The organism is Gilliamella sp. WF3-4, assembly GCF_001690275.1.
Lineage (GTDB): Bacteria > Pseudomonadota > Gammaproteobacteria > Enterobacterales > Orbaceae > Gilliamella > Gilliamella apicola_C.
On the sequence record NZ_LZGW01000059.1, the window covers coordinates 1 to 22,695 of the forward strand.

At 35.0% G+C, this 22,695-nt stretch carries 19 protein-coding genes and 1 pseudogene; 8 read left to right on the forward strand and 12 right to left on the reverse strand.

Going from position 1 to position 22,695, the window contains the following annotated elements:
* The 7 genes from A9G47_RS13065 to miaB form a co-directional block, all read right to left on the reverse strand.
* Positions 1–1,181, reverse strand: a 1,181-nt coding sequence (locus A9G47_RS13065; RefSeq protein WP_141674875.1) for a type VI secretion system Vgr family protein, incomplete at its 3' end; no start/stop codon positions are given.
* A gap of 723 nt (positions 1,182–1,904) precedes the next feature.
* On the reverse strand, positions 1,905–3,086 hold the full coding sequence (locus A9G47_RS13070) for a serine hydrolase (RefSeq protein ID WP_065567307.1): 1,182 nt from the start codon (positions 3,084–3,086) through the stop codon (positions 1,905–1,907).
* Between the two features lie 14 nt (positions 3,087–3,100).
* Positions 3,101–4,207, reverse strand: a complete 1,107-nt coding sequence (gene mrdB, locus A9G47_RS13075; RefSeq protein WP_081302107.1) for a peptidoglycan glycosyltransferase MrdB — start codon at positions 4,205–4,207, stop codon at positions 3,101–3,103.
* Positions 4,208–4,209: 2 nt separating this feature from the next.
* Complete coding sequence (gene mrdA, locus A9G47_RS13080) at positions 4,210–6,147, reverse strand: penicillin-binding protein 2 (protein ID WP_065567305.1); 1,938 nt, start codon at positions 6,145–6,147, stop codon at positions 4,210–4,212.
* 18 nt (positions 6,148–6,165) lie between these two features.
* Positions 6,166–7,197: a PhoH family protein gene (locus A9G47_RS13085; RefSeq protein ID WP_065643093.1), complete on the reverse strand. Its 1,032-nt coding sequence runs from the start codon at positions 7,195–7,197 to the stop codon at positions 6,166–6,168.
* 50 nt (positions 7,198–7,247) lie between these two features.
* The gene (locus tag A9G47_RS13090) at positions 7,248–7,727 is read right to left on the reverse strand and encodes a zinc-ribbon domain-containing protein (RefSeq protein WP_065567303.1); all 480 of its coding nucleotides are present in this window, start codon (positions 7,725–7,727) and stop codon (positions 7,248–7,250) included.
* 105 nt (positions 7,728–7,832) lie between these two features.
* Positions 7,833–9,260, reverse strand: a complete 1,428-nt coding sequence (gene miaB, locus A9G47_RS13095; RefSeq protein ID WP_065567302.1) for a tRNA (N6-isopentenyl adenosine(37)-C2)-methylthiotransferase MiaB — start codon at positions 9,258–9,260, stop codon at positions 7,833–7,835.
* A gap of 443 nt (positions 9,261–9,703) precedes the next feature.
* Here miaB and A9G47_RS13100 point away from each other — a divergent pair, with 443 nt between their 5' ends.
* A complete protein-coding gene (locus tag A9G47_RS13100) occupies positions 9,704–10,939 on the forward strand; it encodes an N-acetylmuramoyl-L-alanine amidase (protein WP_065580051.1) in 1,236 nt (411 codons plus the stop codon).
* Positions 10,940–10,983: 44 nt separating this feature from the next.
* Here the strand turns inward: A9G47_RS13100 and rsmG are convergent, their stop codons facing one another.
* On the reverse strand, positions 10,984–11,583 hold the full coding sequence (gene rsmG, locus A9G47_RS13105; RefSeq protein WP_065567300.1) for a 16S rRNA (guanine(527)-N(7))-methyltransferase RsmG: 600 nt from the start codon (positions 11,581–11,583) through the stop codon (positions 10,984–10,986).
* Positions 11,561–13,453 (reverse strand): tRNA uridine-5-carboxymethylaminomethyl(34) synthesis enzyme MnmG, encoded by a 1,893-nt coding sequence (gene mnmG / locus A9G47_RS13110; protein WP_065643094.1) that lies wholly within the window; start codon positions 13,451–13,453, stop codon positions 11,561–11,563. The genes rsmG and mnmG overlap by 23 nt, the downstream gene beginning before the upstream one ends.
* A 1,000-nt stretch (positions 13,454–14,453) precedes the next feature.
* Here mnmG and hda point away from each other — a divergent pair.
* Complete coding sequence (gene hda, locus A9G47_RS13115) at positions 14,454–15,137, forward strand: DnaA inactivator Hda (protein WP_065580053.1); 684 nt, start codon at positions 14,454–14,456, stop codon at positions 15,135–15,137.
* A 1-nt stretch (position 15,138) separates the two neighbouring features.
* On the forward strand, positions 15,139–15,918 hold the full coding sequence (locus A9G47_RS13120; protein ID WP_065567297.1) for a Cof-type HAD-IIB family hydrolase: 780 nt from the start codon (positions 15,139–15,141) through the stop codon (positions 15,916–15,918).
* A gap of 23 nt (positions 15,919–15,941) precedes the next feature.
* Here the strand turns inward: A9G47_RS13120 and A9G47_RS13125 are convergent, their stop codons facing one another.
* The 3 genes from A9G47_RS13125 to tusB form a co-directional block, all read right to left on the reverse strand.
* On the reverse strand, positions 15,942–17,048 hold the full coding sequence (locus tag A9G47_RS13125; RefSeq protein ID WP_065643095.1) for an anhydro-N-acetylmuramic acid kinase: 1,107 nt from the start codon (positions 17,046–17,048) through the stop codon (positions 15,942–15,944).
* A gap of 4 nt (positions 17,049–17,052) precedes the next feature.
* Positions 17,053–17,616 (reverse strand): Sua5/YciO/YrdC/YwlC family protein, encoded by a 564-nt coding sequence (locus A9G47_RS13130; RefSeq protein ID WP_065567308.1) that lies wholly within the window; start codon positions 17,614–17,616, stop codon positions 17,053–17,055.
* Positions 17,617–17,734: 118 nt separating this feature from the next.
* On the reverse strand, positions 17,735–18,016 hold the full coding sequence (gene tusB, locus A9G47_RS13135; protein ID WP_065567295.1) for a sulfurtransferase complex subunit TusB: 282 nt from the start codon (positions 18,014–18,016) through the stop codon (positions 17,735–17,737).
* Positions 18,017–18,148: 132 nt separating this feature from the next.
* Between tusB and tsaE the strand changes: the two genes are divergently transcribed.
* From tsaE to hfq, 5 genes and pseudogenes are all read left to right on the forward strand, one after another.
* Positions 18,149–18,622 (forward strand): tRNA (adenosine(37)-N6)-threonylcarbamoyltransferase complex ATPase subunit type 1 TsaE, encoded by a 474-nt coding sequence (gene tsaE / locus A9G47_RS13140; protein WP_065567294.1) that lies wholly within the window; start codon positions 18,149–18,151, stop codon positions 18,620–18,622.
* A 62-nt stretch (positions 18,623–18,684) separates the two neighbouring features.
* A pseudogene (locus A9G47_RS13145) lies at positions 18,685–19,389 on the forward strand (N-acetylmuramoyl-L-alanine amidase); the annotation flags it as partial.
* Positions 19,390–19,409: 20 nt separating this feature from the next.
* Positions 19,410–21,260, forward strand: coding sequence for a DNA mismatch repair endonuclease MutL (mutL, locus tag A9G47_RS13150; protein WP_065643096.1), 1,851 nt, complete (start codon positions 19,410–19,412; stop codon positions 21,258–21,260).
* Positions 21,257–22,168 (forward strand): tRNA (adenosine(37)-N6)-dimethylallyltransferase MiaA, encoded by a 912-nt coding sequence (gene miaA / locus A9G47_RS13155; protein WP_065567291.1) that lies wholly within the window; start codon positions 21,257–21,259, stop codon positions 22,166–22,168. The genes mutL and miaA overlap by 4 nt, the downstream gene beginning before the upstream one ends.
* A 280-nt stretch (positions 22,169–22,448) precedes the next feature.
* Positions 22,449–22,694: an RNA chaperone Hfq gene (gene hfq / locus A9G47_RS13160; protein ID WP_065567290.1), complete on the forward strand. Its 246-nt coding sequence runs from the start codon at positions 22,449–22,451 to the stop codon at positions 22,692–22,694.
* Position 22,695 lies beyond the last annotated feature (1 nt).

The following is a 22,695-nucleotide window of genomic DNA, read 5'->3' on the forward strand; positions in this document are numbered from 1 at the left end:
AGGATACCGTCATTAATATTCGTTAGCGGACTGCCGTTGATATTAATCCATTGACCGGGGGCAAGGTTATAGCGATTACTCTTACCTTTAATGATAATTTGCTGGCTAATCGCCTGCTCATGGCGGATTTTGGCATACCACTGACCGCTTTCAATGGTGTTATCTTGTTCAATACCGTCATCTTGCGGTGACGGGTTAGCGGTTTGTGGTTGGTTGGAGTTAGCGGCTTTATCATTTGGCTTACTCTGCTGACCTTGTCCGCTTTTATAATGCTCTTCGTAACGGTAATCAGTGCCTTGCGTGGTGGAGGTTTTCGGTTGGGTGTTGATATCGGTGAGTAAATCGGCTTTGGCATCACGGTAGTTATAGTCTTGAACGGTCACTGAGGCGGGTACCACTTCGCTATGTAAGGTGATATCCCAAACACTTTCTATGCCCGTATCGGCCATACCACTCGGCGGTTTATAGTCGATATTGGCCACCTGTGCATAGCCTTGTTCATAATCACTTAACACCATCACATCACAGTCATGCTCGGCGTGGGTTTCAAAGCGGAACCAGATACCGACATCGGCCAATAAGCGTTGAATAAATTCCAGGTCACTTTCTTGCCACTGGGTGATAAACTCCCGTTCAGGATAACTGTCTTTGAGCGCTAACCGGTAATCAATGCCGGTAAAGCCGTGACTGCGTAGCACTTCTTCAACCACACTGACCACGCTTTGATTTTGAAATATAGCACTATTTTTCCCTATCGCTAAGCGAGCTAATCGGGAAGATAACACGACTTGGTAATGAGCTTCATCTTTATTGACTGATAGCTGGCTAAATTCAGTGATAACCCCATGCAAGGTGCGTTTATTCGTCACGGCGGGCAAGTCGCTTAACGAACGAATAGCGGAAGTTAATGGCTTGTTAATAACAGGATTAAAGAAGAAAGTCGATTTTTGATTAAGGAACGCATCGGGCGATAAGGTTTTGTCAGGGCTGGTAAAGGTAATCACATAACGCCAAGGTTGGTTTAACTGCTCATTACCGTCAACATGCAAAACTGAAATTGGTGCGGTCAGCCCGTCAACGGTTAAGGTATAGCGGTTGTGACTAACGCCCCCTAAACCGGCCATTAAATGGCTAAACTCGCCACCGAGTTGCCCCAAAAGGCGATTAAGTTCATTCGACATGTTTTGCTCTCCTATTATTCCTCATAATTTATCTCGTTTGTTTTTATTTTAGTTATTATTTCATTTTATACTCATTATACTCAGCATGGCTGAGCGCAAAAAACAGACGGTTTAGCTAAAAAGCATACACTGTTTTAGTGTAAAATTTAATCTTTTTTTTAAATTGTTAAATAAATAGTGTTTAATATTAATTGTTTATATTAGTTAAATCAGTCAGTGATAACCGTTTAACGTTTTAGCTAAATAAGGGATTTAAGCCATTCGATGCTTTGTGAAAAATAATTGATTAATCCCTTAAATTTAAAATAATTTCATGCTGAAACGGTATAGATTCCTGAATATTTTTAACAGAAATTCAGTAATTATTAATAAAGAAGATATCTCTTTTATTTATAACTAGTTATCAAATATAAGAAATTTAAAAATAAGTTAATAAAATAAAAAACTTTATAATCATGTAAGTGTAAATAACTAGATGTTTTCTTACCATTATCATTCATTATAATATGTTGGTTAGTTTTATTAAGTTTGCATTGTTTATTTAATAAGCAAATATTAAAATAAAAAGTAATGATGAAAACTTAAATAAAATCAATATTTATCTGACAGTTTTTGAGCAGTTATTTTTTATATTAGACTATATTATTTTTGAAGGAGGATAGGTTGTTCTGTAAGCAATTACTTACAGAACGCAGAGCGATGATAGCAAAACTTGAATAAAAACTAGTGGAATAATCTATAGCATTGTAGCGTTATCCAATCCCATACACTACCAAAAAAGCCTGTTTCTTCAACATTTTGTAAAGCAACAAGTGGCTGTTCGTTAATAACTTTACCGTCAAGTAAAAATTGCATTTTGCCCACTGTTGCACCCTTAGCTATTGGTGCATAAATATAATCATCAATTTTATATTCAACTTGTACATCTGCTGAACGGCCTTTTGGCACTGTGATAAAGGCACCATTAATTGCACCTAATTGAATTTTATTTTCATCACCATACCAAATAGTTTCAGTTGCTAATGGCGCACCTGCTTTTATAGGATTTGCTGTTTCAAAAAAGCGGAATCCCCATACTAATAATTTTTTACTTTCTTCTTCACGACCTTTATAAGTACGGCCACCTAATACGGCTGAAATTAAACGAGTATTACCATCCACAGCAGAAGCAACTAAGTTATACCCCGCGGCATTGGTATGGCCTGTTTTAATTCCGTCTACATTCAGTGTAGTATCCCAAAGTAGCCCATTTCGATTAAGTTGTGGTTTAGATAATGTATAAGTAAATTCTTTTTCTTTGTAAATGGAATATTCTTCAGGTAAATCACGAATTAAAGCTTGCCCTAAAAAAGCCATGTCTTTAGCTGTTGTGTATTGCCCTGGCGCATCAAGCCCATGCACTGTTTCAAAGTGAGTATGATCTAATCCAAGTCTTTTAGCATAATCATTCATTAGGTTAACAAAAGCGCCTTGGCTCCCCGCAACGTGTTCTGCCATAGCAATACAAGCGTCGTTACCCGATGGGATAATAATGCCTTTATTAAGATCAGAAACCGATACCGTTTTACCGACTTCTAAAAACATCAATGATGATCCTTTTAAAATAGGGTTGCCTGTTGCCCATGCATCTTTACTGACCACAACCATGTCATCATTTTTAATACGCCCTGATTGTAGTGCTTGCCCCACCACGTAACTGGTCATCATTTTAGTTAAACTTGCTGGGTCACGTTGTTCCTCGGCATTATATTGTGCCAGTATTTCGCCTGATTTAGCATCGATCAAAATATAAGATTCTGCATCCAACTTGGGGATAGCTGGAATAGGAAAAGCCATTTCAGCATTTGCTGATGAGCAAACAGCAAGCGCGAATAACGCAAAAGATAATTTAAATTTCTTTTTCATTTATTTGGGTTCCGTTAAATATTTTTAGATAACATATATCGATGTGTGTGAATAGACATCATAATGCCAAAACTTGCCATTAATACGACTAAAGAAGAGCCACCATAACTTATTAGCGGTAATGGTACACCAACTACTGGTAAGATTCCACTGACCATACCAATATTAATAAACACATAAATAAAAAAGACTAAAATTAGCCCACCAGAAAGTATTCGACCAAAGGTGGTTTGTGCCTGAGCAGCAATAATAAGCCCTCGTACAATTAAACATAAAAAGAGAATAAGCAAAACAATAGAGCCGACAAAACCAAACTCTTCGGCAATAACGGAGAAGATGAAATCGGTATGTCGCTCAGGTAAAAATTCAAGTTGCGATTGTGTTCCTTGTAACCAGCCTTTACCCCATAGACCGCCCGATCCAATTGCTATTTTAGATTGAATGATATGATAACCTGCTCCGCTAGGATCAAGTTCGGGATTAATCAACATTAATACGCGTTTTTGCTGGTAATCATGCATTAAAAAGAACCACATAATCGGTAAAAAGACAGCGATTAAAATTAATGCAACAAGAATGTAACGCCAATTCATACCCGCTAAAAATATAATAAAAATACCTGACATAACAATTAATATTGCTGTACCTAAGTCAGGTTGCATCGCAACAAGTAATGCTGGCACACCAATGATAGCAAGTGTTTGTAATGTGGTTTTTAATGGTGGTGGACACCCATCTCGGTGAATAAATTTTGCTACCATTAATGGCACGGCTATTTTGGCTATTTCTGAAGGTTGAAATCGTAAAATACCTAAATCCAACCAACGCTGTGCGCCTTTACTGGTGTAACCAAAAATATCAACTAGTAATAGTATGATAATACAAACAATATATAGATACAGCGCCCATTTTTCATAAGCCCTAGGTGAAAACTGAGCTAAAATAATCATTACAGCAAAACCGAGCAATATTTGAATGACTCGTTTTTGCATCATATCGATATTTTGACCCGATGCACTCCAAAGAATATAGAGGCTATAGCCAAGTAATAGCGTAATAAATAAAAAAAATAAGGGATCGATGTGTATCTTTTGCCAAAAAGATTTTTTGCTATTATTCATCATTAATCTTCAGTTCCGTCATTGGGTGATGGCTCATCTAGCTGTGTTGAATTATTACCTAGAAGGTAAAAATCTAAGATTTTACGAGCAACAGCGCCACCGTTCGAGCTACCGCCGCCACCATTTTCTAATACAATCGCTAGCGCTATTTTGGGTTTATCATAAGGGGCATAAGCAATAAATAATGCATGATCACGTAAATGCTCTGGGATCTTATGAGCATTATAGACTTCATCTTGCTTCAAGCCATAAACTTGCGCAGTACCTGATTTACCTGCAGCCTGATATTTTGCATCAGCATAAATCTTACGTGCCGTTCCTCTTGATCCAAACATCACTCGGTGCATACCTTCCTTAGCAAGTGCCCAATAAGCTGGGTTAATATCACCTAAACTATTTGTTTCAATATAATTATCTGAATTAATCTCTGGTTGCCGTTTATTAGCGTTTAAAATATCGCTCTTTTTATATAATAAAAAATGCGGTGTATAGGTTTTACCATTATTAATTAAAGTCGTTAGCGCTTTAACCATTTGCATTGGGGTTGCAGTCCAATAACCTTGACCAATACCGACAGGAATGGTATCACCTTGTAACCAAGATTTTTTATGACGCTTTATTTTCCATTCACGGCTCGGCATAACGGCACGGGTTTCTTCGTTTGGTGAAATATCAATACCGGTGCGTTTACCATAACCGAACTTAGCCATCCATAAGTTTAAGCGATCGATACCCATATCATAAGCAACTTTATAAAAGTAAGTATCAACCGATTCTTCAATGGCCTTTAATACATCAACCCGACCATGCCCCCATTTAAGCCAATCTCGATAACGTCGCTCAGTACCAGGTAATTGCCACCAACCAGGATCATCAACCACAGTTTTTGGCGTGATAACCCCTTCACTCAAAGCGGCAATAGAAATAAAAGGTTTAACTGTCGAAGCTGGTGGATAAGCGCCGAGTAACACACGATTAAATAGTGGTTTACTAGGATCTTTGAGTAATTCGCTATATTTTACACTCGATATACCGCCAACAAATAGATTGGAATCATAACTTGGACTAGAAACTAAAGCTAAAATCTCACCATTATTAGGATCCATAGCGACCACGGCGGCTTTACGCCCTGCCAATAATTGCTCTATATAAAGCTGTAATTTAAGGTTAATAGATAAATAGATGTCCTCACCAGCTTGTGGTGGATGTTTGTTTATTTGACGAACAATACGGCCTCGACTATTAACTTCAACCTTTTCATAACCTGGGGTTCCGTGTAATACGTCTTCATAATACCTTTCTATCCCCATTTTACCAATATTAAACGTAGCGACATAATCGCTGGACTTATTTTCATCATCTAAGCGCTGTTTATCTTGGCTATTAATTTTAGAAATATAGCCAAGAATATGAGTCAGTGATGCACCATAAGGGTAATAACGATGCTGTATCCCCACAATAGAAACAAATGGAAAGCGATGTTGATCCACAACAAAACGCGCTATTTGTTTTTTGGTCAAATTTTCTTTTAGCGGTACAGGGCGATGAGCTTTATAATTGCGTCGTTCTTTTTGAAACATCTCAATATCTTCATCAGTCAAGCCAACAATTTTTTTTAATTCATTGAATTGTTCATTAAGGTTTTTTGTTTTATCAGGAATGATATTAAGCTGATATGTGATGTTATTAATTGCCAAAGGTGTACCATTACGGTCATAAATCATGCCACGACTAGGTGGGATAGGTATAATTTCAATTCGATTATTATTGGATTTTGTACTGTAATAACTAAAATTAGCAATTTGCAAATCGGCTAAATTACCAAGCAAAATAATGACCATTAAAATAATCGTAACAAATGCAAATAGCGCCCTACGAAGAAATAAATTTGCTTCGGCAGAATGATCTCGAATTACCGTTTTTTCTTTTTTACGTGAAATAGGAATAATAAGACTCCTTTATATACTACTTTCCGTATGTTGCTGTTTAATATTCTGTTGTTGTTCTTCCCATTTTTCATAAGCATTAACAATTCTGGCAACCACTGGATGACGGACTACATCTTCACTATTGAAAAAATTAAAACTAATTTCATCAACTTGACTCAATACTTCAATAGCATGTCGTAAACCCGATTTTTGATGGCGTGGTAAATCAATTTGGGTAATATCGCCTGTTATTACCGCTTTAGAATTAAAACCTATGCGAGTTAAAAACATCTTCATTTGTTCAATGGTGGTATTTTGGCTTTCATCAAGAATAATAAAAGCATCATTAAGAGTTCGCCCTCGCATATAGGCAAGTGGTGCAACTTCAATCACACTTTTTTCAATTAGCTTTTCAACTTTTTCAAATCCGAGCATTTCGAATAACGCATCATAAAGTGGGCGCAAATAAGGATCGACTTTTTGGCTTAAGTCGCCAGGCAAAAAACCTAATTTTTCACCTGCTTCAACCGCAGGCCTAGTCAATACAATGCGACGGATTTGTTGCTTTTCAAGCGCATCAACCGCTGCAGCTACCGCTAAATAGGTTTTACCTGTACCAGCAGGCCCTATACCAAACGAGATATCATAATCTAAAACATGGGCAATATATTGTGCTTGATTTGCCGTTCTTGGTTTAATGATGCCTCGCTTAGTTTTTATCATTACCAACTTGCCGCCTTGATGATCAATATAAGCAGGCAAATGCTCACTTGCCTTTTCTAGCGCACCAGACTCTTTAATTGCTAGATGGATGTGTTCTGGCTCGATATCAATGATTTTATCTTTGGCTTTAGTTTGCTTATAAAGAGATTGTAAAATATCATTGGCTGCTTTGACACAAATCCGATCGCCAGTTATGGAAAATAAATTACCACGATGATTAATCTCAACACCAAGTCGACGCTCTAGCTGCTTAATATTGTCATTATAAGGACCACAAAGGCTATTAAGTCGCTGATTATCAGCGGGGTCAAGCATAGTTTCATGTGTTATGATATTCAAATGTAAGCCCTCAAATAATTAAAACTAATAATTAAAACTAATAATTAAAACTAACTTTTAATGTATCCTTCACATAAAGAACACTTTTCAACACCTGTTAAAAAGTCCATATTACAATGATGACATGTCACAATATTACCAGAAACAACATGATCAACAGCACGTTGGGATTGATCTTGATCAAGACCCTGTGCTTTTAGTTTATTGATCAGCATTGAAATAGGTGTTCCACTTTTTAACTCTTGTTCAACATATGATGCAACTTGTTCTTCAAATGTTGGTGGCACATATTCCAGTACGTTTTCGTTGTAATCACTATTGCACTCATTACACTTTATATAACGTCCTAATGTTTCGTAACTAAAAATAGGAATAAAAAATAGCGTAAAATATTTTGCCACTTTTATTTGTGTATATTTTTGTTTTTTTTCATCGGTAGTGGTGTTTTGTTGCGAACAGCAATTTGGGCAATTAAATTGTCCACTATGTTCGTTAACTTCTCTTCCGCGAGTTCCAAATATTATAAACATATTATTTTCTTTTCCTTTAAATTCATCCGTAAGTTATTTTATTATCTTTATTATTTTATAAAAAATATGAAAAGCCACTCACATTGTGGCTTAATGATTACTACTTTAAGGTTGATAGATACCGACCCCTAACTCGTTTTCTTTACGAGTGCGTGAAATAACTGACATTGGTGATTCACTAACACGTAAATCCATTTCATCTTCAGTACGAACAACTCTACCACGTAGCGAATTTGGATAAACATCAGTAATTTCAACGTCAACAAACTTACCAATCATATCAGGACAACCTTCAAAATTCACAATTCGATTATTTTCCGTTCGACCCGTTAATTCCATAAGGTCTTTTTTGGATGGACCTTCAACTAAAATACGCTGAACCGTATTTAACATACGACGACTAAATTGCATAGCTTGTTGGTTGATTCGTTCTTGAAGAATGTAAAGGCGTTGCTTTTTCTCTTCTTCCGAAACATTATCTTCCATTTCAGCAGCGGGTGTACCAGGGCGAGCTGAATAAACAAAGCTGTAACTTAAATCAAAATTGACATCAGCAATGAGTTTCATTGTTTGTTCAAAATCTTCTTGTGTTTCACCTGGGAAACCAACAATAAAATCAGAACTAATTTGAATGTCTGGGCGCACTTTACGTAATTTTCGAATAATGGATTTATATTCAAGTGCGGTATGCGTACGTTTCATTAAGTTTAATACGCGATCTGAACCACTTTGAACAGGTAAATGTAAAAAATTCACAAGCTCTGGCGTGTCACGATAAACATCAATAATGTCATCAGTAAATTCGATCGGATGGCTAGTTGTAAAGCGAATACGATCAATACCATCAATAGCGGCAACTAGCCGTAATAGCTCTGCAAAGGAACAAATATCACCATCAAATGTGGGGCCACGATAAGCATTAACATTTTGACCTAATAAATTGACTTCACGCACCCCTTGTTCAGCCAGTTGTGCAATTTCATAAATGACATCATCACAAGGTCGGCTAACTTCTTCACCGCGAGTATAAGGTACGACGCAATAAGTGCAATATTTATTGCACCCTTCCATAATAGAAACAAACGCAGTAGGTCCTTCGCTACGAGGCTCTGGCAAGCGATCAAATTTTTCAATTTCAGGAAAGCTGACATCAACGACATGGTTACCATTACCACTTCGAATCTGTTCAATCATTTCAGGTAAACGGTGAAAAGTTTGAGGCCCAAAAATAATATCGACAAAAGGAGCGCGTTTACGAATATGTGCACCTTCTTGCGAGGCAACACAACCACCAACACCAATAATGATATTTGGATTATGTTGTTTAAGATTTTTCCAACGACCTAATTGATGAAAAACCTTTTCCTGAGCTTTTTCTCGAATAGAGCAGGTATTTAGTAATAAAATATCCGCTTCTTCGGCATTGTCTGTTAATGTTAAACCATGGGTAGATTCAAGGAGATCAGCCATTTTTGTTGAGTCATACTCATTCATTTGGCAGCCCCAAGTTTTGATATGTAATTTTTTGCTCATCAATAACTCAGCTATATTTAATTGTTAAAATGAAAACGGGTTTAAATCCGTGATTTTAGCGAGCCATATTGTAATCTTTTGTGAATGTAGGGTCTATAATAAAATAAGCATAGCAACCCAAAATAAAGCATTATATAAGCTTTTATAAAATGATTTGAAAATACAGTAAAAAATTTTCAATTAATATAGATGATTATAAAAAAAACTGTTAATTGAATAATTGCATTTAATGGCGTTTTAAGATCTATACCAACTTTTTATAACGATAAAATCTAACATTGATCTTAGAAAAGGAAAAAATAATATCGCTATAACATAAAAAATGGATAGGTTATTTTATAAAAAAATCAGATAAAGATAAGAATCATTCTTTTTAATATCTTTATATTTTATGTTATTATTCGCGATTAACTCATATAGAAAATAAAGTGTTTAGATTAAATATGTCAGAAACATTCAGTCCTACAAAGCGCCTATTAGTTAAAGGTATTCTTGCGACTTGTTTATTATCTGTCACTCGTGTAGGCTTTGCTGCTTCAATGGCACAAATTGTTGCTGTGCGAGTTTGGCCTTCATCTACTTATACTAGGATCACTTTAGAATCCAATATTAGTTTAAAATACAAGCATTTTTTATTGAGTAACCCCGAAAGAATCGCAATTGATATCAGTGATGTCAATTTAAATACAACATTAAAAAATATATCTTCAAAAGTTTTAAAAAACGATCCTTATATTAAATCGATACGTGTTGTTCAACGTGACCCAAAAACGGTTAGAATACTGATCGAATTAAAACAAGGCGTCCAACCAAATACTTTTACTTTATCACCAATTGCAAAATTTAAGCATCGTTTGGTGATGGATCTTTATCCATCTAAACCCGCTTCAACTTCCGATGCTGATCCTTTACTTGCTCTGTTAGAAGAGTATAAATCTGGAAATCTTAATAAAAAACAATCTGAAATAAAAACACCGGCTAATAAAAAGAAAAACGCGCCAATTGTTGTTATGTTAGATCCAGGGCATGGCGGTGAAGATCCCGGTGCTATAGGCTATAATAAAACCCGTGAAAAAGACATTGTTTTACAAATTGCACGTCGCACTTACAATTTGCTAAAAAAAGAGCCCAACATAAAAGTTTATATGACGCGTAATGAAGATGTGTTTATACCTTTAAAAGTACGAGTAGCTAAAGCACGATCTTTACATGCAGATCTTTTTATTTCTATCCATGCTGATGCATTTGCTAATCGTTCAGTTGGTGGATCTTCTGTTTTTGCATTATCAACACGTGGGGCAAGTAGTTCTGCAGCAAGCTATCTGGCACAAACCCAAAATGAAGCCGACCAAATTGGGGGAGTAAGTCGTAGTGGCGATAAATATTTGGACAATACCATTTTAGATTTAGTGCAAAAAACAACTTTAAATAATGGGGTTTTACTGGGTAATGCTATTTTAAGCCAAATGAAGAAGATTAATAAGCTGCATAAACCTTCTCTTGAAAAAGCAGGATTTGCGGTACTAAAAGCACCAGATATCCCGTCTGTTTTAGTAGAAACTGCTTTTATTAGTAATACTACTGAAGAAAAGAAATTAAGAACAGCAGCTTTTCAAAATCAAGTATCTAAAGCAATTGTTGATGGTATAAAAGCCTACCTAAAAAAACGTAAAAATTAACCTTGTAAAGATGTTTAAAATTATGTAGATGCTTTAGTATAAAGCTACTTAATAATAACTAAACATCTTTCAGCATTTAATTCAGGTATAGTTAATTTAATATTTTGTTTAAGCGTAAAACCATTAGGAATGGAATCAATATCACTTCCCTTTAATGCATAAAAAAGCCCTCGCTCATTAGGAAGGTGTTTACACCAACTTAGCATATCTTGCAAAGAGGCAAATGCACGACTAATAACCCCATCAAATTTTTTTTCAGTGTACTCTTCAATACGACTTTGCACAGGATTTATGTTTGTTAATTTTAATTCAAACTGTACCTGCTTTAAAAAGCGAATACGCTTACCTAAGCTATCAACTAAATCAAATTGTTTTTCAGGATTAATAATCGCTAAAGGAACACCTGGTAAACCAGGGCCTGTTCCTACATCAATAAAGCTTTTACCTGTTAAATAAGGCGATACAATTAAGCTATCGATAATATGCTTCACTAACATATCATTAGGATCGCGGATCGCCGTTAAGTTATAAGCCTTATTCCATTTGTTGAGCATTTCAACATAATGGATCAATTGATCTATTTGTAATTCCGTGATCAAAAGATCCGTTTGATCAATCAGATTAATAAGTTTCTTTTTTAACATAATTCTTCTTTTTTAAATAAACCAACAACATTGAAATAGCAGCCGGCGTAATACCAGAAATACGCGACGCTTGCCCAATAGAAACAGGCTTGTGTTGTTTTAATTTAGCCACAACTTCATTCGATAATCCAGATATTTCGGCATAATCAATATGTTCAGGAATAAGTGTTTGTTCATTGCGTTTTTGACGTTCAATTTCTTCAATTTGCAATTTAATATAACCGTCATATTTAACTTGAATTTCAACCTGTTCTGCAGCTTGTGCATCTGATAATCCTGGTGAAAATAAAGAAAGCGTTTTCAATGTGTTATAACTCATTTCTGGTCGCTTAAGCAACTCTTCACCATTAGCTTCTTTGGTTAAATTAGCGCTTAAAACAGCATTGACTTCATCAATCGTTTCAATATGAGGATGTACCCAAATATCGCGTAAACGCGCTCTTTCTTGTTCGATTGCTTCAAATTTTTCATTAAAGCGCTGCCAACGATAATCATCAACCATCCCTAGCTTACGGCCTATTTCTGTTAAACGAATATCAGCATTATCTTCACGTAACATTAAACGATATTCAGCACGTGAAGTAAACATGCGGTAAGGTTCATTGGTACCAAGAGTACAAAGATCATCAACGAGTACTCCTAAATAAGCTTGATCACGGCTTGGATACCATTGATCTTGATCAAAAACAAAACGCGCAGCATTTAAGCCAGCAAGCATACCTTGTGCAGCAGCTTCTTCATAGCCCGTTGTGCCATTGATCTGTCCCGCTAAAAATAGCCCTTTGATCACTTTGCTTTCCAGTGTTGGCTTAAGATCCCTTGGATCAAAATAATCATATTCGATCGCGTAACCAGGTCTTACAATGTTGGCATTTTCTAATCCTTTCATGCTACGTACAAATGCAAGTTGTACATCAAACGGTAAGCTTGTTGAGATCCCATTTGGATAGATTTCGTTACTGTCTAATCCTTCAGGCTCTAAATAGATCTGATGCGAATTACGATCAGCAAAGCGCATTATTTTATCTTCAATTGATGGACAATATCTAGGTCCTACACCTTCAATAACCCCGGTATACATAGGGCTACGATCTAAGCTATTTCGAATGATCTCGTGGGTTGTTTCGTTAGTACTTGTGATATAACAAGGGATCTGTTTAGGATGCTCACTTGCATTACCTAAAAATGAAAATACGGGTACTGGATCATCACCATATTGAGTGCCTAGTTTTGAAAAATCAATTGTTCTCGCATCAATTCGTGGTGGCGTACCTGTTTTTAGTCGCCCCATTCTAAAAGGATATTGGTGTAATGATTTTGATAAACCTATTGATGCTGGATCCCCTGTGCGACCACCACTATAATTATCAAGCCCTATATGAATTTTTCCATCTAAAAAAGTACCCGTTGTTAAAACAACAGCTTTAGCTTTAAATGAAATGCCCATTTGTGTTTTGACACCTGTTATTTGATTGTTTTCAATGATCACGTCTTCAACAGATTGTTGAAAGAGCATTAAATTTTCTTGATTTTCAAGAGTAGTGCGGATCACTTTACGGTACAGTGATCTGTCTGCTTGTGCTCTTGTTGCTCGCACAGCGGGTCCTTTACTACTGTTTAAGATCCTAAATTGGATCCCTGCATGATCAATAGCATGTGCCATTAGACCACCCATAGCATCAATTTCTTTTACCAAATGACCTTTACCTATGCCGCCAATAGCAGGATTACAGGACATTTGTCCTAATGTATTGATATTATGGGTTAAAAGCAGTGTTTTTCGTCCCATTCTCGCTGATGCCATTGCGGCTTCTGTTCCTGCATGACCACCACCAACAACGATGACATCAAAAAGATCTGGATAAAACATAAAAAAGCCTCGTATTTATTTGTGTATAGATGATCGCTAATTTAGATCCTGTGATCTAGTTATTTAGCGTAGGGAATTTTACTCATCTTTTCGATTACGTCAAATGATCTATTTCGATCGCGATCTAAATTAAATAAGATCTTTTAGATGATCTTTTATTTTTATTATTATTAAATAGGATCCTTTTTGTTGATAACTTGTTTTTATAGATATTTTATAAGATCTTATTTGTGATCTAATTCTGTGAATTGATCGGATCTTTTTTTGTGTATACTTGTTTATAACTACTAAATTTATCCACAGATGTTTTTTTGATTTAAGTTATTAATGCGATTATAACAGCTTGTGATCCTAATTTATCACAGAGTTATCCACAAAAAAATAAGTTCGTTTGCTTGAATTTTATACTTATACCGATGATCTATTTTAAAATATCTAATAGGATCAGTTGAAAAGATCAATGTGCGATCAAGACATATTAGTATAAAACTTTTCTATAACATTTAATCTAAAATAATCGCTCACATATGGTGGTATCACCTACTGAGCCTGTTTTACCTTATTGGAAAAAGGAATTGCTAGTGCAATTTATCTTGGTTGAATAGACGATTGTCCTTTTCTATTAGGTGGTAAGGTAGCTGTGATTGCAAAAGATCTTTATGAACTTTATGCGTTAAGCCTGATGATCGAATTATTAGCACTTGCACTCATTGCTGTCGAGGAAAATTATTATTAAAAAATAAATTTAGTATAGCCATTTTTTTGTGGGTAAGATGGTTAAACTATTTTATAATAAGCAAATTATATTTATATAAATAGAGAGGATTTGATTTAGCCTTAGTTTATCTATTAAAAAGTAGATTAGCCTGTTTTTGTGCAATTAAAGTACACATTAAATAATTTAAGGGGCAGGATATTTTTCTTTTCTACAAAAGTGATTGATTTTTGTAAAAGCAAATTTATACTTAACATAATTGTATTTTTATTATGAGGTTATTTTATTACTCTTTCGCAGTTGCCTTTACCTTTTTCGTTACCCAATAATGAAACTTTTGATAGTTTTTATGTAGGCGATAATCGATTATTGTCTGATTCATTGCAATCCTTATTAGGTAAAGAGGGGTTTAATATCTTTTATATATGGTCGGTTAGCGCTGCGGGTCGGACGCACCTTTTACACGCATCAAGCCAAAACAAATTAGCTAGTTATATCCCGTTGAAGCAATATTATCATTTAGTACCTGAAATTTTACAGGGGTTAGATAATTATGATTTAGTCTGTTTAGATGATATTGATGCAATAGCTGGCCATCGAGATTGGGAAGAGGCTATTTTTGATTTATTTAATCGTTTGACTGAAAAAAATGTGAGTAAATTACTGATAACGGCAAGTGCACCTCCTAAACAAATTTCTTTTATATTACCTGATTTAGTTTCTCGGTTATCTTGGGGACAAGTTTATCAATTAAAAGAACTTAGTGACGATGATAAGCTTAAAGCTTTACAATTAAGAGCACAATTAAGTGGTTTTGAATTATCTACAGAAGTTGGGTTATTTTTATTAAAACGTGTTAACCGTGATATGCGCACATTATTTTCTTTGTTAGAAAAGTTTGAAGTTGCAACGCTTGCACAACAACGGAAATTAACTATTCCTTTTATTAAACATATTTTGGATTTGTAATATGAATGAAAAACCTGAAGCTATCGTTTTTTTTGATTTAGATGGCACATTATTTAATAGTCAGATTGATATATTACCTAGTTCTATTGAAGCTATAAAAAAATTAAAACAAAATAATATTACTCCAATGATAGCAACAGGCCGAACACCTTGTGAAGTTATTAATTTAATGAAAAGAACTCAGATTGATTCAATTGTTGGTATGAATGGGCAGGTTGTTTTATATAAAGGTGAAAAAGTTTTTACAAATGATATTGATAAAGAGGTGATAGCAAGAATATATCAATATTCTAAACAAAAAATGAATATTCCTTTATCCTTTTATAATGATGAATTGATGCGTGTATCCGCCCATAGCCAACCGGCTGAGAAGTTTTATCATTACCTTAAGCAACCCGTTCCTCCCGTTGATGATCAGATTTATTTAAAAGAACCTATCCAGATGTTGTTATTATTGTGTGAGGAAGGTGAATTGCATTATCGTGATGTTTTTCCTGAGCTAACTTTTATTCGTAATACACCTTACTGTGTCGATGTTTTTAATCATGGAGGATCTAAAGGTTATGGTATTACTCAGTTGCTTCAAACTAAGGGATTTTCTGATGTGCCAACTTATGCATTTGGTGATGGTATGAATGATTTTGAAATGTTCTTAACTGTTGATCACCCTATTGCTATGGGGAATGCTGTTGATACGTTAAAAGATAAAGCTGAATATATAACAGATACTAACAATAATGATGGGATAGCAAAAGCATTACAAAAATTTGGGTTGATTTAATTAACTTTTATCTATTTTTTAGTTTATTGATAAATAACTCCCAAACAAACCGCTTGGTTTGCGCCAGTTACTTCAGGAATATTGGAGGGAAGATTATTGATTTTACAATAAGCAAGCCAAGCAAAAGCGATTGCTTCCATATCATCACCGTTTATGCCTTTTGTGTCTGTGGTTAATACTGACCATGAAGGTAATAATGCCGATAGTCTTTGCATGATAAGCGGGTTTTTCGCTCCCCCACCGCAAACTAAAAGTTCACAAGGTAACGTGCTTTGTATCTTTAATTTATTGATTTCATTGGCAATGGATAAAGCGGTAAATTCAACCAGTGTTGCTTGAATATCTTCTGCTTTTAAATGTGTTCCTGCTAATTTTTTATGTAGCCACGGTAAGTTAAACAGCTCCCGCCCGGTACTTTTGGGGGCAGGTATTTGAAAATAATCTTCTTTATATAAAAGGTTTAATAAGTCTTGGTTTATTTTACCTGTTTTTGCCCATAACCCATTTTTATCATAGTTTTTACCTAAATGCTGCTTTATCCAACCGTCAAGTAACACATTACCTGGGCCTGTGTCATATCCAATAACTGTATGATTAGGAATGAGTACTGAAATATTACTTATTCCGCCTATATTTAATATTACGCGATTTATATGTTTATTTTGCAATACTGCTTTATGGAAAGCTGGAACGAGTGGTGCGCCTTGCCCACCATAAGCCATATCTTTACGGCGAAAATCAGCAATAGTCGTAATGCCTGTTTTTGCGGCAATAATATTGGCATCGCCAATTTGTAGGGTAAATGGATTGTTACCATTTGGTGCATGATAAATTGTTTGCCCATGACAGCCAATGGCTTTAATTTGTTTTTTATCTATCTTATTATTTTCTAAAAAGTTATTTATACTATTGGCAAAAAGTTTACCAAGCTTGTGATCTATTTCACCTAAATTTTGTAATGAAGTTTGCTTGGTTTCACACAATGTTAGTAAATGCTGTTTTAAATTGCTAGGTATTGGATAGCATGCACTTACTATTGATTTAACTTTTTTTTCGGTAATATTCACTAAAGCTATATCAATTCCATCCATGCTAGTACCGGACATCACACCTATATATAAATTTTGCATAACGTTATCCTTGCCGAAAAATTTGACCTGTTTTAATGTCTTTTATTTGTGATGGCTGTGTACGGTGACCTGTTTCACCATCTAAAATAGGGAAATCTGGACCAAACTGTTTGGCAACTTCGATAGCTGTTTTACAAGGAGGATGAGCAGAAATGTTAGCACTAGTTGAAACTATTGGTTTGCCATAAAGATCACAAAGTTTACAAACGACAGGATGATTCGTGATCCGTATAGCAATAGAATCGAATTTACCGGTCAAAAAATATGGTGTATTTTCATTTTTAGGAAAAACCCAAGTAATGGGCTCAGACCAATTAGTAAGGGCTAACTTTTTTTGTTCGTTGGTGATAGTTGATTCATCTATATAAGGTATGAGTTGTTGGTAATGGCTGGCAATTAGAATCAATCCCTTATCTATTGATCGCTGTTTTAGTTGTAATAGTTTTAATACCGCTGATTCGCAATTGGGATCGCAGCCCAGACCAAAAACAGCTTCAGTTGGGTAAGCAATCACTTCACCATTTTTTAAACAATTATTGATTTGCGATAGCGTTAATAAATTAGCCATTAAATTTAAATACAATCAGATTACAGTTAATATTTATATTAAACCTAGGTGTTAGGTTTGGCAAATGGGTATTATTTAGTTTTTAAACACCGCTAATGGTAAGCTTAATGTGCTGTTGTTATTCCCAATTTATCTGTGGGAAATAGCTAGCTGTTAGTTCAACAACTTGTTGCATATTAATAATTTTAAGTCTTGAATCGATAATATCATTTAGCCCACGAGCTTGAATATCGCTGTTGATGATATAACAATGCGCCGTTTTACTGATAATATCATTTAATAATGGAGTGTTTTTGATAGCTAGAACAACACCATTTTGCCAAAATAATATGGCATCTTGAGCGGATATTTGTTGTGGATCTAGAGCTAACGGATTTGCTGTTGAAATAGTATGTAACATTATTTTTCACTTTTTACAATGAAACGTAGGTTTTCCTGTAAGTTTTTTACAAAATCTAGGTTATCTTGTTTAGTACATCTTTAATGGTTATTAGTATATAATAAGAGATCATTATTGAGCAAAGAATTCATCATGAAACCGATTATTTTAACCAATGAGCACCAAACGATTTTGTTTGGTAGCAAACTTGCCAAACAGTGTTTAAACTATTTGTCTAAGCATGATGATACAATTGTTATCCATTTAATTGGCGATCTTGGCGCAGGAAAAACAACTTTTAGTCGCGGTTTTTTACAACAATTAGGCCATAAAGGTAACGTAAAAAGTCCAACTTATACGTTAGTAGAACCCTATCAGTTTGATGATTTTTCAGTTTATCATTTTGATTTGTATCGGCTTTGTGACCCTGAAGAATTAGAGTTTATGGGCATTCGTGAATATTTTGTTTCTCGATCGATTTGTTTAATTGAGTGGCCTGAGCGAGCAGGCGGTATCTTGCCTAATGTTGATCTCGAAATTCATTTAGCTTATTTAGCGCTTGAACGCACTGCTTGTGTGCAAGCAAAAAGCGAAAAAGGCCAAGTGATCCTTAATTTATCACAATAAAAATAAACAATTAAAAGACAATGAAAAAACTACTTATTTTTTTTATGTTAGTACTGCTTTGTAGCTCTGCTTATGCAACCAAAGTTGTGATTGCTGTTGATGCGGGGCATGGCGGTAAAGATTCGGGCGCAATAGGACAAAATAAGTTATATGAAAAAACAGTTACGCTTTCAATTGCTAAAAAACTGACCAACTTATTAAATAAAGATGCTAATTTTAAAGGTGTGCTGACTCGTGACAGTGATAATTTTATTTCTGTCTCGCAACGTTCAGAAATTGCTCGTAAAAATAAAGCTAATTTATTGGTTTCAGTTCATGCTGATGCTGCGCCAAATAGGAATGCAACGGGGGCTTCAATTTGGGTATTGTCAACTCAGCGTGCAGATACAGAGCTGGGGCGTTGGCTTGAAAAAGGTGAAAAACAGTCTCAATTACTAGGTGGTGCTGGTGATGCGCTTAGTGATGATCATGATCCTCATTTAAGTCAAGCAGTATTAGATCTACAGTTTTCTTATTCTCAACAAGTGGGATATCAGTTAGCAATGCAAGTCTTAAAAGCGATGAAAGGAACAATACCATTGCATAAATCTGTTCCAGAACATGCAAGTTTAGGTGTATTACGTTCGCCAGATATTCCATCAATTTTAGTTGAAGTTGGCTTTATCTCTAACGAGGATGAAGAAAGACTACTAAGTAATAATGCCCACCAAGAGAAAATCGCTAACGCTATTTATCAAGGTATAAAAAATTATATTAAACAAAATCCAAAATTTGGAGAACAGCATTAATGGCAATTCATATTTTATCGCCGCAATTAGCTAACCAAATTGCTGCAGGTGAAGTAGTAGAACGCCCAGCGTCAGTTATTAAGGAATTAGTTGAAAATAGCCTTGATGCGGGTAGTACTCAAATTGATATTGACCTTGAGCAAGGTGGCTGTAAATTAATCCGTATTCGTGATAATGGTTGTGGCATTGCTAAAGATGAATTAGCGCTGGCGCTTGCTCGTCATGCGACAAGTAAAATCAGTAAATTAGATGATTTAGATGCTATTATTAGCCTTGGATTTCGTGGTGAAGCGCTTGCAAGTATAAGCTCGGTGGCTAGATTAACATTAACTTCACGTACTGCTGAACAATCCGAAGCATGGCAAGTTTATGCAGAGGGGCGTGATATGAAACCGATCATTAAACCTGCTGCCCATCCTGTGGGATCAACGGTTGAAGTGCTTGACTTGTTTTATAATACGCCAGCAAGGCGCCGTTTTTTGAAAACAGAAAAAACGGAGTTTATGCATATTGAAGAATTTATTCGGCGTATTGCGTTAGCGCGCCCTGATGTCTCTTTTAATTTGCAACATAACGGAAAGTTAGTTAAACAGTATCGCTCATCGACCATTGAAAAAAGAGTCGAATTAGTTTGCGGTCGAGGTTTTATGCAAAAGTCTGTAAAGCTTGATTGGCAACATGAAGATTTGCTTATTCAAGGTTGGGTGACAAGTAGTGAAGTAAGTGATCTTCAATATTTTTATGTTAATGGAAGAGTGATTAAAGATAAATTGCTTAATCACGCTTTGCGTCAAGCTTATGTAAGCCGAACTAGTGAGCAACAAAGCTATGTAGTGTTTTTACAGATAGATCCAAAACAAGTTGATGTTAATGTCCATCCAGCTAAGCATGAAGTGCGTTTTCATGAAGCAAGGCTTGTTCATGATTTTGTTTATCAAGCTATTGTAATGGCCCTTGAGTCGAATTTAACCGAAGTGGAAGAAAAAGTAACAATACCTCCTAATAGGCAAGCAGCTGGTGATAATATCTTTAGCCAACAAACAGCACCCAAAATTTATCAAGCAAGTAGCCAGTTATCGAAAAAACCAAGCAATTATGCAAAAGAAAATGCGTTGTATGGTCAGTTGGTGAATGTTGATCTTGCTCAAGATGTGGAAAAATCGGAGCCGAAAAAAACGCTTTTATCGACAGAAGAACATGAAATAACTGAGCCACAAAAAGCGGTTATCGAAGCTTTATTTCCTAAACGAAATATACCATTACAATCATTACAACAACAGCTTGATAACTCATCATTAGTACAATTTGGTCGGGTGTTAACTGTTATTCAGCCGGATATAGCATTGCTTGAAAAGTTTGAAGATAATCAACAAAAACTCATGTTAATGAAATTGCCAATTGCGCAGCAAAAAGTTGTTGCAATTAAATTATTATCGCAAGACTCTGAGAAATTGCTTATTCCATTAACAATTTTAATTAATCATAAAGAGCAACAAATTGTATCTACTTATCAACCTCAGTTAAATTTTTTAGGTTTTGAGTTTTATATTGATAAAGCTAAATTGTATTTACAAAACGTGCCTAAAATGTTGCGAGCAATGAACTGGCAACAAATTTTACCTGCTTTAATTAGTTTTATCTCATCATCTGAAAAGGAAGTATTCGATCCAACGCAAATTGCTGCTTGGTTAGCTAACCAGTACTGTGATAGTTGTACTGAGGTTTGGGGAGGATCTAAGGTAATTCAATTATTAGCACAGTTAGAGCAGATAGATATTAATTTGTTACAACAAGAATCATTTTTATATCCAATAGATATGCAATCTCTAACTCAATCAATTTTATTATGACTAAACCGAAAATTATTTCATTAATGGGGCCAACGGCATCGGGTAAAACCGCATTTGCTATGGCGCTTTATGATCGTTATCCAATTGATATTATTAGTGTCGATTCAGCACTTATTTATCGTGGTATGAACATTGGAACAGCAAAACCAACTCAAGAAGAGCAACAAAAATACCCGCATAAACTAATTGATATTTGTGATCCAGCAGAGAGCTACTCAGCAGCAAATTTTAGGCATGATGCCATTGTTGAAATTGAAAAAACCTTAAAAGAAGGTCGGATTCCATTGTTAGTTGGTGGAACAATGCTTTACTTTAAGGCTTTGATTGAAGGCCTTTCACCGCTACCAGCGGCCAATAGTGAAATTCGTCAACAAATAGAGGAAAAAGCCAATAAATTAGGTTGGCAAGCTATTCACGAAGAGTTAAAAAAAGTTGATCCTGTTTCGGCTGAACGCATTCATCCTAATGATCCACAGCGTCTTAATCGTGCTTTAGAAGTCTATTTAATCTCAGGTAAAAGTTTAACTGAGCTTACACAAGAAAGTGGTGAGGCATTGCCATATGATATTATGCAGTTTGCTATTATGCCACAAGATAGGGCACAATTACATGAACGTATTGAGCAGCGTTTTTTACAGATGTTAGATCAAGGATTTGAGAATGAAGTAAAAGCGCTTATGCAACGATCTGATTTGCATTTAAATTTGCCCGCTATCCGTTGTGTCGGCTATCGGCAAATGTGGGAATATTTAAATGGTGATATAAGTTATGATGAAATGATATTTAAAGGTATTTGTGCTACACGGCAATTAGCGAAAAGACAAATTACTTGGCTTCGTGGTTGGAAGCAACCTATTACATGGTTAAATAATGATAATATGGATTCAATTTTCCAAAAAATATTATGATTAGTAATTTTCATAGTGGTTTATAGTATATAATTGTAATATAGATAAATTTATGCAAAAAAAATTATCTATATTTTGTGTTTTTTTTATATTTTTGGTTTAAATTTATTAAAAATTTAGTTATTTGTGCATAAATTTTATATGATTGGTTCAAGAGAAGTGCTTTTTATGTTATTTTGGTAGATACTAGATGTATCTGAAATAGTATGTAAAAATACATTGATTATTTATAAGTGTATTTATTTTATCTTCATATAATTACTTTTTAAAGGATAAACTTATGTCAAAAGGGCAGTCATTACAAGATCCTTATTTAAATTTGCTTCGTCGAGAGCATATTCCTGTATCAATCTATTTAGTTAATGGTATTAAGTTACAAGGGCAAATTGAATCATTCGATCAGTTTGTTATTTTGCTAAAAAATACTGTAAGCCAAATGGTATATAAACATGCCATTTCGACGGTCGTACCTTCTAGACCTATTTCTGGACTCGTATCTCAGCCTGAAGAGGGAAGTGAAAGCTGAT